Consider the following 14,795-nt stretch of genomic DNA (forward strand, 5'->3'; position numbering starts at 1 on the left):
ATGTCATCCTCCCAGATAAGCGTCGATAACCATCTGGTTTGACCGGATTTCTTCGGGTTTGCCTTCAGCAATGATGCGGCCTTCCGCCAGCACAATAATCCGCGTGCAAAGGCTCATGACGAACTCCATATTGTGTTCGATGACCACGAAAGTCGTTCCATGTTCGGCATTATAGGCGACCAAACGATCTTTGAGATTGGCAAGCATCGTCAGATTGACGCCGCCGGCCGGTTCATCGAGCAGAACAAGACTGGGGCCTGCCATGAACGCCATCGCCGCATCGACCAGCTTTTGCTGGCCATAAGAAAGCGACCCTGCCAATTCATCACGCAGATGGTTGAGACGGAAGAACGAAATCATCTGTTCCGCTTCTTCGGTCAGTCCGGCATCGCCTGGTCCAAACAGCCGGGAAACCATGGTTCCCTTGTGTTCCTGACCTGCCAGAATGATGTTCTCAAGCACGGACATCTTCGGGAAGACGGAAAGCTGCTGGAAAGTGCGTCCGACGCCAAGCTTGCTGAGGTCGGATGCCCGCATGCCGGAAACGTTCTTGCCATTGACCTGCACTTCACCGCCATTGGGCTGAAGCTGGCCAAGAATGCAGTTGAACAGCGTCGACTTGCCGGAGCCGTTCGGTCCGATCAGTCCGAGTATCTCGCCCTGATTGACGTCGAAGGACACATCGCGAACGGCGTGAATGCCGCCGAAACGCTTCTCGATATTGCGTATGGAAAGTACAGGACTGCTCATTTCAGCCGCGCTCCTTCGCTCATGTCACCGCGCACCTGACGCTTCGGCCAGAATTTTTCGCGGAACTTGCCCCACACTCCGATCAAACCCGAAGGCACGAAGACCAGCATGACAATCACCAGCACGGAATAAATGATGAGATAGTAGCCTTCCGTGAAGCGAAGCACTTCCGGCAGCAAAATGACGACTGCGGCTCCGATGAAGGGACCGAAGAAGAAGCCTGCGCCACCCACAACGACCATCAGCAAAATGCGCAGTGAATGGACGAGACCAAAGGAACCCGGCTCGATAAACTGAACCAGCGGTGTGATCAGCGATCCGGCAAGCCCGCCATAGACCGAGCCGATGGCAAACGCCAGAAGCGTGATGCGGCGCGTGTCTACCCCCAGACTTTCAGCGCGGATCGGGTTCTCGCGCAGAGCTTTAAAGGCGCGTCCCCAAGGGGAACGCACAATGCCCCACATGATCAACGCGGCTATGATCGTCACGCCAAGCGTAAAATAGTAGAATGGCATCTGCTTGGTCGTTGCGAAAAGACCAAGATCAGGACGCGGCATGCCGACAAGACCGTAATTGCCGCCGGTCAACCATTCTTCGTTGCGCAACACCAGAAAGACCAGAGTGTTGAACGCAAGCGTCACAAAGGCCAGAAAGTGTCCTTTGACGCGCAGAGCTGGATATCCCAGCACAAGGCCGACAATGAAACACAGGACGAGGCCAAGCGGCATTGCCAGAAACCAGTGCCATCCGGCCAGTGTCAGGAGCGCTGTCGTATAGGCGCCAATCGCCATGAAGGAAGCCTGCGCCAGTGAAATCTGACCTGCATAACCAAGCGTCAGGTTAAGCCCCATCGCGGCAATGGAGAAGATCAGCCAGGATGTCAGCACATAGATGATATAGTTGCCCTGCCCAATCGGTGCGAGCAGTGATAAGAGCAACAATATGGCAATAGAAATATTGCGTTTATGCGCGGTCATCACACGGTCCTCCCCTCGGAAGTGCCCATGATGCCCTGTGGCCGCACGAGGATGATCACGATCAACAATACCAGCGGCAGCGCCGCGCGATATTGCGCAGTAACATAAGCCGCCGTGAGATTATCGAGAACGCCGATCAGCAATCCGCCAACGAGCGCGCCACGGATCTGGTTGAAACCGCCGACGATGGCCGCGATGAAGGCGATAAGGCCAAGCGTTTCGCCATTGGAGAATTTCGCAAGATAGACGGGGCTGATCAGATAGGACGCAAGCGCCGCCAGAGCCGCATTGATCAGAAACGTATAGAGGATCATGCGCTTGACATTGACGCCGAGTATCTCAGCCACCGCCGGATTTTGCGCGGTTGCCTGCATGCAGCGCCCCGTACGTGTCCGGTTGAGGAACAATGTCAGCAAAACGACAATACCCAGCGACAATCCCAGATTGAGCATGTCTCGCAGCGAAAGGACCGCGCCGAAAACATCAATGGGATCGTTCGGGAACATTGACGGGAACGGTTGCGCTTCTGCCGAATAGAACTCTTTCACGCTCTCTTTCAGCAAGATGCCCAAAACCATCGTTGCGATGATCAGCGTGATACCCCCATGGGGCAGAATGGGTTCAACGATCAGCTTCTTGAACAGAAGCCCAAGCACGATCAAGGCGGCCACAAGCCCGATGAGCAAAGCAGGCCAGAACGACACGCCGAAAATGGTCATTGCCGCCAGAACGAAGAACGCCGGCAGCATCACGAATTCACCCTGCGCGAAGTTCACGGTCTGGGCAGCCTGCCAGACCAGCGTGAAACCGATCGCAACGAGTGCGTAAATGGAGCCGGTCGCAAGACCGGATAACAAAACCTGTAGAAACTGGGACATGACTTTACCCGTCTGAGGCGGCAGCCAGGCCGCCGCCTCTGCTGAAAGGATTGATCAGTTTGCCGGGACAGTACCAATGACCGTCGGCACACCGTCCTTCACCTGAACCATGAAGCTTGGGCGGGACATTTCTCCGCGGTCATCCCAGCAGGTGTCGAGAAGCACTTTCGGATAATCAGCCGCCTTCAGGCAAAGACCATGCATCTTTTCAGCAAATGCTTCCCCGTCGAGCTTGCCCACCATGTCGGTAACATATTTGGTGGTCCAGACGCCGACATAGCCCTTGAGCGCGTCATGCGTTGGCTTACGCTTGTAGGCTTCTTCGAACTTCTTAGAGAATTCGCCGATACCCGGCACCTCGGTTGCGGCAGCGGTGATGCCGACATGCGCGATAGCACCGTCAGCCGCACCACCGGCAAGCTCAACCACCTTGGCTTCCGTCAGCGTCACTTCGCCAACCAGAGGCATTTTCAGGCCTTGCTTCTTGGCTTCGATCAGAAAACGCGCGGACTCTTCCTGGTTCATGTAGACGAAGATCGCCTCGGGATTGGCCTGCTTCAGTTTGGCAACGTCGGCGGCATAGTCAGTTTGCGCCTGCTCGGAGGCAACGTCGGCAATGATTTCGATCCCCGCCTTCTTCATTTCCTCAACGAAAACGTCATGGCCACCCTTGCCGAATTCGTTGTTCAGCCAGGCCACACCGACCTTCTTCGCCTTCAGCGTGTCGGTGAAGTAGGACGTCAGTGCTGGAACGCCCTTCTGAGCGCCGGTCGAGGTGCGGAACACGAACGGGTTGCCCTTTTCGACAATGCTCGGCGATTCAGAACCGACGAATTGCGGAATGCTGTTTTGCTGGGCAACCAGCATATTGACCATGGTTGAGCCGGAATAGATCGTGCCGAGAATGGCATAAGCGCCGTCGTCGATGGCCTTCTGCACCAGTGCGCGCGAGACCTGCGGATCGGTCTGGGTATCATATTCACCCAGTTCGACCTTCTTGCCGAGAATGCCCCCGTCAGCATTGACTTCGTCGATTGCGATCTTGATGCCATCGCGCCAGTTCGTGCCTGCCGGAGCACCCGGACCGGACAGTTCGACCACCATGCCGAGCTTGACCACGTCTTCCGCCTGTGCAGCTCCAACAGTCGCGAATATCGCCGTCGACAGCGCCAGAAGTTTCTTACGATAATGCATTTTAGTTCCTCCCCTTAAGTTCATAGAGATCAAGATATAGAGATAAGCCTACCCTTTCGTGGACGTCGGCAACGGAGCGCGACCGCTATGGTGCAGATGCCCGTCTTGACCAGTCAGAAAATCCGCCAGGACCTCCGCCTGCGCATCGAACATTCCAGCACCAATCATCGTCTGGCAGCCCCGTTTTCTAGCTTCCTCAATAAATGGCGATACGTGCGGTTTGGTAATCACGCAAGCAGCAAACTGCTCTGAACGCAACTTTGTTACGTTTACCGGTAAGGGATCGTTCGATTTCATGCCCCTCGGTGTCGCATTTGCAATCAAATCGAACCCGGATGGGTCGTCGCTCCCCTTAGCGACCTTACCCGTATAACGAGCATCAAGCTTGCGGATCACAGAATCACGTTTCTCTCCGTCAACATCGTGAATAGCGAGGCGGGCGGCACCCCGCCTCAGCATTTCCAGCCCAATGGCCGTTCCCGCACCGCCGCACCCGACGAGAAGCACAGTTTTCCCCTGGACATCGAACCCTTCCCGCTCGATCCCGTTGAGAAAGCCGATCCCATCCGTATTGTCGCCATACCAACCATTTTCGGCCCGTCGAACGACATTGACCGCCTCAATGCAAACCGCATTGTCCGTTAGCCCTGTGCAGAACTGAAAGGCCTGCTGCTTATGCGGTATCGTCACCAGCAAGCCGCCGACGTTATCGACCTCTGTTAATGTGCTGAAAACGGCAGACAGACCGGATGATGAGACATGGAATGGAACAACAACCGCATTTTCACCGCGCGCGCGGAACAGTTCCGTCATGACTTCTGGCGAACGCACCTGTTCAATCGGGTCGCCCACCACAGGGAAAAGACGAGATGCTCCATTAGGAAACGGATTCAAGTCCTTCAAATGTCGGGCACTATTGTCATGCGTCATTTCTGTACTGATCCCGGTCTGCGCGCGTTTTCTTGCGTCCTTCCATGATCAGCTTAGCGAATAGTGGAGATAATATCGCCTACCAAATTAACAGCAATCCATAACATCATGTTAATTTATGAGCATCAGTCTTTGCGACTGAATGAGCTAACAGCATTCATCTCCTGACGCAGCACATCAATGAAATGTTCGGCGTAGACGGAAAGCGGCAGATCGTTGCGGTAGGCGATGTAAGTATGAAAGGCGCTCTCGGCGTCAATGGGAATGCTCTTCAGCCCCCGTACCACGTCATGCGCGACGGTAAACTCGTCGATGATTGCAATGCCGAGCCCTGCCGCCACCAGACTGCACACGGTCGTTCCAAAACGCGCTTTGATATTCATGCGATAATCCAGGCCTGCATTGGTGAACATTGCCGCCATGATTGCTCCATATGGATCTTTCGGATTAATGCCGATCAGCGGATATTCCGACATTTCCTCCGGCGTTATCTTTTCCCTCGAAGCCAGCGGATTTGCTTCCGGCACAATGCAAAGCAATCGGCCCTTCGCAAGCGGCTCGAACTTGATCAGCGGATGCTCGAAGCGCGATGATATTGCAACGATCTCACCGCGCCCTAACAGAAGATAATCAACGGCTTCTTCGATTTTGAGAATGTTCAGGTCGAGGTTGAGGTCGCTGTAACGCTCCCGTACCTTTGCCACAGCACGCGGCACCATGACATTGGCGATGCTCGGCACGGAAGCCACGCAAAGCTCCTGCGCTTTGCCTTTGCTTAAATCAGCAACAGCCGATTGCAGGTCGTCTATTTTCCGATGCACCGTATCCAACAAATCGAAGATGTTGCGGGCCTGCGACGTTGGAACATAGCGCCCGCCACGACGATCAAAAAGCCGGATGCCAAGCGAATCTTCCGAATATTTCATCAGCCTGCTGATGCCCGGAGCGGAGACATTCAAGAGCTTGGCCGCGCCGGCAATCGTCCCGGTCACCATGATGGCCCGGATCACTTCGATTTGTCGCAATGTCAGCATTTGTTTCCCGCCTGTTTATTCGTTACGCAGGCATATTCAACAAATGTAGCCGGAATTGCCACAGCTTCCTACAAAACCCATAGAATCCTTAAGTCACCGACGGGATCATGACATTCGAACGAAGCAGCTAAGGCATATTCTTCATCATTTCCGGGCTCATCGGCATCATGTTCTCATTGAGGTGATGCATAACCCAAAGTGATCCAGCCAGTGCGATGCCGACAATGATGAGTGTAAAGATCAGCGCCATCAGCGTCCACCCGCCTTCGGAGCGGGGGCTCATGTGCAAGAAATAGACCATGTGAACAACAATCTGGACAGCGCCAATGCCCATGACCAGCATGGCAGTCAACTGCCTGCTGGCGAAGACATCGCCCATGACGAGCCAGAATGGGATGGCGGTGAGAATAACCGACAGGACAAAACCCGTCATGTATCCGCCAAAGGTCGCATGGACTTCATCCGCGCCCGACCCATGATTGTCGTGATGGCCCGATTGGGCTCCGTGGTGCTCGCCTTGTACGCTCATCCCAGAACTCCCAACAAATATACAAAGGAGAATACGCCAATCCATATAACGTCGAGAAAATGCCAGAACATCGAAAGGCACATCAATCGTCTGCGGTTCTCGACAATCAGGCCATGACGTACGACCTGCAACATCAGCGTGACCAACCAGATGATGCCGAAGGTGACGTGCAGTCCGTGGGTGCCAACGAGCGTGAAAAATGAGGATAGGAATGCCGAACGGCCCGGCCCGGCGCCTTCGCGAATAAGATGGCTGAATTCATAAATTTCGATTGCAAGAAACAATGCGCCGAAAATACCGGTAATGCCCAACCAGAACAGCGTTGCCGTCTTGTCATCGCGCTGCATCTGCAACATGGCGAAACCATATGTGATGGATGACAGGAGCAGCATTGCAGTGTTGATAGCCACCAGATTAAGGTCAAACAGGTCTGCCGGCGACGGTCCGGCAGCGTAGTTGCGACCAAGCACGCCATAGGTAGCAAAGAGAACAGCAAAGATCAGGCAGTCGCTCATCAGATAGAGCCAGAAGCCCAGCATGGTGCTGTTTTCCGGATGATGCTCTTCCGTCAGATAAAACTGCGGCTTCTCGGTTTGGTCCAGATGTGTTTCTGTCATGGTGCGACCTGTCCAGCGAGAAGTTTTGAACGTGCATCTTCTGTCGCCGTCACCGCTTCAGCGGGGATATAGAAGTCACGCTTATAATTGAATGTGTGCCCGATAGCGGCGAACAGCAAAGCGACGAAAGACACAATCGCCAGCCACCAGATGTACCAGATCAAGGCAACCGCAAGAACGACGCTCAACCCGGCAAGAATAACTCCAGCACCCGTATTGCGCGGCATATGGATGGGGCGATAGCCGGTTAGCGGGCGCTCGTAGCCGCGATTTTTCATGTCATACCAGCTGTCGTGATCATGCACGACAGGGGTGAAAGCAAAGTTATAGTCCGGCGGCGGTGATGATGTTGACCACTCAAGCGTCCGTCCGCCCCATGGATCGCCAGTCAGATCGCGCAGTTGTTCCCGCTTCAAATAGCTGACCACCAGCTGAATGAGAAAGGATGCAATGCCGAGCGCAATCAGAAACGCTCCAAAGGCAGCCAGAACAAACCATATCTGCAACGATGGATCTTCAAACTGGCTGACGCGGCGCGTAACGCCTTTAAGGCCCAGAACGTAGAGCGGCATGAAGGCAAAGAGAAAGCCGATCTGCCAGAACCAGAAGCTCATGGTACCCCAGAATGGATCGAGCTTGTATCCGAAGGCCTTAGGCCACCAGTAGACCAGTCCCGCCATCAGCCCGAAGACAACGCCACCAATAATCACATTATGAAAATGCGCAATGAGAAAGAGCGAATTATGCAACACGAAATCCGCAGGTGGAATGGCGAGCATCACGCCAGTCATGCCGCCGATCACGAATGTCACCATGAATCCCAACGTCCATAGCATTGGCACTTCATAGCGTATGCGTCCACGATACATCGTGAAGAGCCAGTTGAACATCTTCGCGCCCGTGGGGATGGAGATGATCATCGTCGTTATGCCGAAGAACGCATTGACAGACGCGCCCGACCCCATGGTGAAGAAGTGATGCAGCCACACGAGATAGGAGAGGATCATGATAACGCAGGTCGCATAGACCATTGAAGCGTAACCGAACAGGCGCTTGCCGCAGAATGTCGCCACCACCTCGGAGAAAATGCCGAATGCAGGCAGAACGAGAATGTAGACTTCCGGGTGCCCCCATATCCAGATGAGGTTGATATACATCATCGGATTGCCACCAAGATCGTTGGTGAAGAAGTTTGTCCCTACATAACGGTCCAGGGATAGCAGTGCGAGCGTTGCAGTGAGAATGGGGAACGTTGCCACAATGAGAATGTTGGTGCACAAAGACGTCCAGGTGAATATCGGCATCTTCATGAACGACATGCCCGGCGCGCGCATCTTCACGATTGTGGCTATCAAATTGATGCCCGACAGGGTAGTGCCGACCCCCGCAACCTGCAAGCCCCATATATAATAATCGACCCCGACATCGGGACTGTAATCAATACCGGACAAGGGTGGATAAGCCAGCCAGCCCGTGCGGGCAAACTCTCCAACAAAAAGCGACATCATGATAATGATTGCGCCACCGGTCGTCATCCAGAATGAGAAATTATTGAGAAACGGAAAAGACACGTCCCGCGCGCCGATCTGAAGCGGCACCACATAGTTCATCAGGCCCGTCACAAATGGCATGGCCATGAAGAAGATCATGATCACGCCATGGGCGGTAAATATCTGATCGTAGTGATGGGGCGGCAGATAGCCCTCATAACCATTAAAGGCAATAGCCTGCTGGATACGCATCATGATCGCATCCGCAAAGCCACGCAAAAGCATGACCAAGGCCAGAACGACATACATGATGCCGATCTTCTTGTGGTCCACGCTGGTGAACCACTCGTGCCAGAGATAACCCCACAGCTTGAAATAGGTAATCAACCCCACAATGGCGATCCCGCCAATTGCTACCACGATGAAGGTCAGCAGAAGGATGGGTTCGTGATAGGGTATTGCCTCAACAGAGAGACGTCCGAAAATCATACTCGTAGGACTGTTTCCGCCAATCATGATAGAACATTCCCGAAGTTAAATTCACGCGATCATCGCGTTTTCAATGTTTGGACCTGAGTACTCGTCTAATCTCTACCGTAGTTTCACACCCAACTTTTTCACGCGATCGAACTGATCCAGCTTCATGGCATGTTGTGCATGTCATGCCCTTGTTCCTGATGGGTGTCCGGAGTGGTCTGAACGTCAGTCGCCGCAGATTGAGCTTGGTCACGGCTATATCGATTGTCGTGTTCAAGCTTGAGCTTGTTTTCCCGACTCTCGATGCCACCACCGCCCATTCGATCAATATGCATCATGTCGCTCATGCACATCTGGCCGGGACGAACGCACATATTCAATATGGCTTGAAAAAGCCCGTTTTCGACTGCGCCAAAATACCGAACGGGCTCCCGGACACTGGGCTTTTCGAGCTTCAAATAGGTATCGCGGTTCAGCGCGGTTCCGTTCTGCTTGACCTGACTGATCCAGGTGTCGAAGCCGGAATCATCGAGACCGTGAAACTGGAAGCGCATATGCGAAAAGCCTTCACCGCTGTAGTTCGATGAGAAACCTTCATACTCCCCAGCCTTATTGATCACCGCGTGCAGTCGTGTCTGCATTCCGGGCATAGCGTAAATCATGCCCGCAAGTGCTGGAATATAGAAGGAATTCATCACAGATGAGGCGGTGATCTTGAAATCAATCGGCCTGTCGACGGGGGCTGCCATCTCGTTGACTGTGGCCACACCGTACTCCGGATAGAAGAATAGCCACTTCCAGTCGAGCGCCACAACCTCCACAGTCAGTGGCTTTGTTCCTGCCTCGACCGGTCGTGCGCTGTCTATTCTGTCCAGCGGCCTGTAGGGGTCGAGCTTATGCGTGTTGACCCATGTAATCGCACCCAATGCAATGATAATGAGCAAGGGCGCGGTCCAGATAACCACTTCCAGCGCGGTGGAATGATGCCATTCAGGATCGTATTTGGCTGCACTATTGGATTGCCTGTATCGCCACGCAAAGAAAAGAGTGAGGAAAATAACCGGCACAATAATGATCAGCATCAGGATCGTCGATATGACGATAAGGTCCCGCTGCTGGGCTGCAATGTCTCCTGACGGAGACATAACGACCATATTGCACCCGGCCAGCCCCAGAAGAAGTGAAGCCAGTATCGTATTTCGTATGAAACTAAAGAATGCGTCCATGTTAAACCCGACCTACATTCTGTTCCTTTAAACATGATAAGGCACAATCGCATTTCGGGAAGACCCATTTTTCAGTTTATGAAAATTTCACGGCAAAGGAGCTTTTAAGCAACTATATCTGCTTTTTTTTGCCCTGTTCCTTGATATCGTGCGCTGGTGCGACATCATAAAGCACATGATACGTTTCCCTCGGAGAGTTTCATGAGTTCGTCCGCCACACCGACATCGACAGGTCTTGAACAAGACGCGCGACGCATCCACAGCGACGGAAAACCCTTGTCTCCGGGAAACGTCGCCATCGGTGTCGTCATCGGTCGAACATCCGAATTCTTCGATTTTTTCGTTTATGGGCTCGGTTCCATTCTGGTTTTCCCCAAGCTGATTTTCCCGTTCGCGCCTGATGCGGTATCGGCGACATTGATGTCATTTGCCGTCTTCTCGCTCGCATTCATTGCGCGTCCCGTCGGTTCTTTCATCTTCATGTGGATTGACCGCCATTACGGACGAGGAACAAAACTCACGCTCGCCCTCGTTATTTTGGGTGGCTCAACCGCTTCTATCGCGTTCTTGCCCGGCTATGAGACGATCGGTTATTGGGCCGTGTTCCTGCTTGCCTTGTTCCGATTGGGCCAAGGCTTCGCACTTGGCGGTGCCTGGGATGGTCTGGCTTCGCTGCTCAGCCTGAGTGCGCCCCAGAATAAACGGGGCTGGTATGCAATGATACCACAATTGGGAGCGCCTATCGGCTTCGCGCTCGCCAGCATTCTCTTCGCCTATTTCGTACATAATCTCAGCGAAGCAGACTTTCTCGCTTGGGGTTGGCGCTATCCATTCTTCGTTGCCTTCGCGATCAATGTAGTCGCGCTCTTTGCGCGCCTTCGCATCGTTGCGAGCAGTGAATTCGGCGCGGCGATGGAAGCGCAAGAATTGCAGCCGCGACCGGTGTTTGAAATGCTGAGCAAGCATAGCATCGACGTCCTGCTCGGCGCATTCGTGCCGCTGGCAAGCTTTGCCATGTTCCATCTTGTGACGATTTTTCCACTCAGTTGGGTTGTCCTTTCAGGAACGCAGCCGGCAGAACGTTTCCTCTGGGTGCAGGTAGCTGGCGCTGCAATCGGCGTCATCGGCATCATCTTGTCGGGCTTTGTCGCCGATCGCATCGGACGACGCAGCGAATTGATGGTCGGCGCCATCATCATCGCGATATTCAGCTTCTCCGCGCCCTTCCTTCTCGATGCGGGCAGCGCGGGACAAGATGCTTATATCCTGATTGGTTTCGGCGTATTGGGGCTGACATTCGGCCAGTCTTCTGGTGCGGTCTCCTCCCGTTTCACGCAGTATTATCGCTATACCGGTGCGGCACTGACATCGGATCTTGCTTGGCTCGTCGGAGCAGCTTTTGCCCCGCTCGTCGCTCTTGGCCTTGCAAGCAGCCTTGGGATAATTTTCATCGGCGGGTATCTGATATCCGGTGCAATCTGCACGCTGGCTGCCTTGCGCCTGTCGCGGGTATTGGATCACAACTGACGGATATTTCGGCAAGCCAAATCAAGATTGTCTTGCCGAAGATTACTATCGTTTATGTCAACGGCTTATAGGCGATGACGTCCATTTCCACCTTGGCGTCGACCATCAATGGCGATTGCACCGTGGAACGCGCTGGCGGATGGTCGATAAAGTGCTTTTGGAACACAGCATTGAAGCTGGAGAAATCGCGCGCATCATCCAGCCAGACATTCACCTTGACGACATCAGCCAAAGTACAGTCCGCGAGAGCCAGCACGTCCTTGATGTTGGTGATCACCTGCTCGGTCTGGGCAACGATATTGCCCACCACCACCTCACCGTTGAGCGTTGGCACCTGTCCGGAGACATAAACGAAATCGCCGGCCCGAACCGCTTTTGCAAAAGGGCGGCGCTGACCGCCTGCCTGATTGTCAGCCGTCTCGTAACGGATCAGTTTTTCGTTGTTCATATGTCATGCTCCTTATTCAACGATTGAGGTCGCTATCATTCACGCAGCAGATAAGCGTCCGCCCCATTCCGTGAAATCCTGCACCAAATGCCCAGGAGAAACCTCAATATAGTTGCGTTTCGGCGGAACATAATCGAGCGGTCGCAATGGGCTTTTAATTTCTTCGCCAAGTTCCGGGCGCACCAGTCCTCGTGAAGCCGGGTCGGGAATCGGGACGGCCTCTATAAGACGGCGCGTATATGGGTGCTGGGGGTTGCCAAAGATCGCTTCGCGCGGACCAATCTCGACAATTTCGCCGAGATACATCACTGCCACGCGGTGGCTGATCCGTTCCACGACAGCCATGTCATGGCTGATGAAGAGATAGGCAAGATCATGCTGCTCCTGCAAATCAAGCAGGAGATTCGCCACTTGAGCCTTGACCGAAACATCGAGCGCCGACACCGCCTCATCCGCGACGATCAGCTTTGGCTTCAACGCCAAAGCGCGCGCGATGGAAATTCTTTGTCTTTGCCCCCCTGAAAATTCATGCGGAAAGCGGTCTGCAATCGAAGCCGAAAGCCCGACCTGCTCCAGCAGTTCTGCAACCCGCGCCCTCGCTTCGCCTTTGCCCATCATCTTGTGGGCCAGAATGGGTTCGGCAATCGCCGCGCCAATGCGGATGCGCGGGTTGAGCGAGGCAAAAGGGTCCTGGAAAATCATCTGCGCATTGCGCCGCATTTCGCGCAACTGCGACGCGCCAAGCCTGGTCACGTCCTGTCCATCAATGACGATATTTCCAGATGTCGGCTGCAGCAGACGCATGATCGTGCGACCGGTTGTCGATTTCCCGCAACCGGATTCTCCTACCAGTGCCAGTGTCTCTCCGGGGCGAAGGTCGAAAGAAACATCTTCAACGGCGTGAATGCGACCGTTTGGAAGTTCAAACCGAACCACAATATTGGAGGCTTCGAGAAGCGGCGCTCGATCCGCAGGCAGGGGCTTTGTCTGCGCGCCCTCGGCAGCTTGTCCGGTTTTCGGATCGACTGTCGGGAACCGTTTTGGAGCCGTTGCGTCTCCCATGGTTCCCAACCGGGGAATGGAAGCGAGCAGAGATTTTGTGTAAATTTCTCTCGGCGCAGCAAAGAGTTCTTCCGTACGGCCAGTCTCGACCATATCGCCACGGAACATGACCACTGTGCGATCTGCGACCTCTGCAACCACGCCCATATCATGCGTGATGAAGAGAACGGCCATGTTCTCTTCCTGCTGCAGTTCACGAATGAGATGGAGAATTTCGGCCTGAATAGTCACGTCCAGCGCTGTCGTCGGTTCGTCGGCGATCAGAAGCTTTGGGCGGCAGGCAAGCGCCATCGCAATCATCACCCGCTGGCGCATGCCACCGGAAAATTTATGCGGATATTCTTTCAAGCGGGATCGGGCTGCTGGAATGCGAACGCGCTCCATGAGGCGAACGGCTTCCTCTTCGGCCTGCTTCCAGCTCAGTTTTTGATGAAGCACCAAAGCCTCGGCCAATTGATTGCCAATCGTGAAGACGGGATTGAGCGATGTCATCGGTTCCTGAAAGATCATGCCGATGGAGCCGCCGCGCACCGAACGCATTTCCGCTTCCGATACTTGCAGAAGATTGCGCCCATCGAGCAGAATTCGGCCTTCTGACTTTGATTTTGCAGGCGGCAGCAATCGCATCGTGGAAAGCGCGGTGACACTTTTTCCTGATCCGCTTTCGCCGACAATGGCAACCGTCTCGCCAGCATTCACATGGAAATTGATATCGCGGATGACGGGCCGCCAACCCTCTGCGGTCTTGAACGATGTCGTGAGGTTCTCCACCAACAAAACCGGGCGGGTATCACTGCTGGACTCTTGATACATGGTCAGCTTTCCTTCGCGAGACGCGGATCAACCAGATCGCGCAGGCCATCGCCGACAAGTTGCAGCGAGAGGACGGAGAAGACGATGGCAAGGCCGGGAAACAACATGAGCCAGGGCGCGTTGTTCATATATTCCCGTCCCGATGCCAACATGGTTCCCCAGGTCGGCATATCCGCCGAAACGCCAACGCCTAAGAACGATAGGCTTGCCTCCGCCAGCATTGCAGATGCGAAGACGAATGTTGCCTGTACCAGAATGGGAGAGGCCAGATTGAGCAGTACGTGACGTAACAATATCTGCCAGGTGGGAAGTCCCAGCGAAATTGCCGCCTCGATATAGGGCATCTCGCGGATCACCAATGTCGAGCCGCGCACGATACGCGCAAGTCGTGGCGCATAGGTGATCCCAAGCGCAATGATGACGGTCATCAACGAAGGGCCAAGTGCTGCAACAAGCGCAATCGCAAGCAGAATATCCGGGAAGGACATCATCGCGTCGAGCAGTCTGGAGATAGGCGTATCCAGCTTGCGAAAATATCCGGCCGTTACGCCGAGTATGACGCCCAGAATGGTCGAGATCATAACCACACCAAGACTGACGAGCAGCGAAACGCGTCCCGCAAAGATCGCGCGCGAGAAAATATCGCGTCCGAATTCATCCGTGCCGAAAATATGCTTCCAGGAAGGGCCCTGAAGCTTGTTCACGATAGAAAGTTTGTTCGGTGCATAAGGTGCAACCCAAGGTGCGAGAATAGCTGCCAGCACCACGGCGAGCAGGATCAGCGCACCGAGAAAGATCGCCCGATTGCCGAACAGACGTCGAAAGCCCGACGCAAAGGGCATG

General features: G+C 54.2%; 14 protein-coding genes. 1 reads left to right on the forward strand and 13 read right to left on the reverse strand.

From position 1 onward, the window contains the following. Positions 1 to 3: 3 nt before the first annotated feature. The 10 genes from QLQ11_RS17990 to cyoA all read right to left on the reverse strand — a co-directional run bounded on the left by QLQ11_RS17990 (position 4) and on the right by cyoA (position 10,102). Entirely contained in the window at positions 4 to 750 is a 747-nt protein-coding gene (locus QLQ11_RS17990) for an ABC transporter ATP-binding protein (protein ID WP_283735286.1), read from the reverse strand. After that, on the reverse strand, positions 747 to 1,727 hold the full coding sequence (locus tag QLQ11_RS17995) for a branched-chain amino acid ABC transporter permease (protein ID WP_124915460.1): 981 nt from the start codon (positions 1,725 to 1,727) through the stop codon (positions 747 to 749). The genes QLQ11_RS17990 and QLQ11_RS17995 overlap by 4 nt, the downstream gene beginning before the upstream one ends. After that, positions 1,727 to 2,605: a branched-chain amino acid ABC transporter permease gene (locus QLQ11_RS18000; RefSeq protein WP_124915459.1), complete on the reverse strand. Its 879-nt coding sequence runs from the start codon at positions 2,603 to 2,605 to the stop codon at positions 1,727 to 1,729. The genes QLQ11_RS17995 and QLQ11_RS18000 overlap by 1 nt, the downstream gene beginning before the upstream one ends. A gap of 54 nt (positions 2,606 to 2,659) precedes the next feature. Next, positions 2,660 to 3,799, reverse strand: coding sequence for an ABC transporter substrate-binding protein (locus tag QLQ11_RS18005; protein WP_124915458.1), 1,140 nt, complete (start codon positions 3,797 to 3,799; stop codon positions 2,660 to 2,662). A gap of 48 nt (positions 3,800 to 3,847) precedes the next feature. Continuing rightward, positions 3,848 to 4,729: a shikimate dehydrogenase gene (locus tag QLQ11_RS18010; protein WP_124915457.1), complete on the reverse strand. Its 882-nt coding sequence runs from the start codon at positions 4,727 to 4,729 to the stop codon at positions 3,848 to 3,850. Positions 4,730 to 4,854: 125 nt separating this feature from the next. Next, on the reverse strand, positions 4,855 to 5,763 hold the full coding sequence (locus tag QLQ11_RS18015) for a LysR family transcriptional regulator (RefSeq protein ID WP_124915456.1): 909 nt from the start codon (positions 5,761 to 5,763) through the stop codon (positions 4,855 to 4,857). Between the two features lie 127 nt (positions 5,764 to 5,890). After that, positions 5,891 to 6,292: a cytochrome o ubiquinol oxidase subunit IV gene (gene cyoD / locus QLQ11_RS18020; protein ID WP_109365999.1), complete on the reverse strand. Its 402-nt coding sequence runs from the start codon at positions 6,290 to 6,292 to the stop codon at positions 5,891 to 5,893. Beyond that, positions 6,289 to 6,909, reverse strand: a complete 621-nt coding sequence (gene cyoC / locus QLQ11_RS18025; protein ID WP_109366000.1) for a cytochrome o ubiquinol oxidase subunit III — start codon at positions 6,907 to 6,909, stop codon at positions 6,289 to 6,291. Before cyoC ends, cyoD begins: the two co-directional genes overlap by 4 nt. Next, positions 6,906 to 8,915: a cytochrome o ubiquinol oxidase subunit I gene (gene cyoB, locus QLQ11_RS18030; protein WP_124915455.1), complete on the reverse strand. Its 2,010-nt coding sequence runs from the start codon at positions 8,913 to 8,915 to the stop codon at positions 6,906 to 6,908. The genes cyoC and cyoB overlap by 4 nt, the downstream gene beginning before the upstream one ends. 125 nt (positions 8,916 to 9,040) lie before the next feature. Next, complete coding sequence (cyoA, locus tag QLQ11_RS18035; protein WP_283735285.1) at positions 9,041 to 10,102, reverse strand: ubiquinol oxidase subunit II; 1,062 nt, start codon at positions 10,100 to 10,102, stop codon at positions 9,041 to 9,043. Positions 10,103 to 10,303: 201 nt separating this feature from the next. On the opposite strand from cyoA, the gene QLQ11_RS18040 reads away from it, so the two are divergent. Continuing rightward, positions 10,304 to 11,629, forward strand: coding sequence for an MFS transporter (locus QLQ11_RS18040; protein ID WP_109366003.1), 1,326 nt, complete (start codon positions 10,304 to 10,306; stop codon positions 11,627 to 11,629). Positions 11,630 to 11,681: 52 nt separating this feature from the next. Here the strand turns inward: QLQ11_RS18040 and QLQ11_RS18045 are convergent, their stop codons facing one another. Genes QLQ11_RS18045 through QLQ11_RS18055 form a run of 3 tightly spaced genes read right to left on the reverse strand, consistent with a single transcriptional unit; the run spans position 11,682 to position 14,794 of the window. Next, entirely contained in the window at positions 11,682 to 12,077 is a 396-nt protein-coding gene (locus QLQ11_RS18045; RefSeq protein WP_124915453.1) for a RidA family protein, read from the reverse strand. 39 nt (positions 12,078 to 12,116) lie between these two features. After that, positions 12,117 to 13,952, reverse strand: coding sequence for an ABC transporter ATP-binding protein (locus QLQ11_RS18050; RefSeq protein ID WP_121537863.1), 1,836 nt, complete (start codon positions 13,950 to 13,952; stop codon positions 12,117 to 12,119). A 2-nt stretch (positions 13,953 to 13,954) separates the two neighbouring features. Continuing rightward, on the reverse strand, positions 13,955 to 14,794 hold the full coding sequence (locus tag QLQ11_RS18055; RefSeq protein ID WP_124915518.1) for an ABC transporter permease: 840 nt from the start codon (positions 14,792 to 14,794) through the stop codon (positions 13,955 to 13,957). Between the last annotated feature and the right edge of the window lies 1 nt (position 14,795).

Origin of the sequence: Ochrobactrum sp. SSR, assembly GCF_030067775.1 — a bacterium.
GTDB classification, from domain to species: Bacteria; Pseudomonadota; Alphaproteobacteria; order Rhizobiales; family Rhizobiaceae; genus Brucella; species Brucella teleogrylli.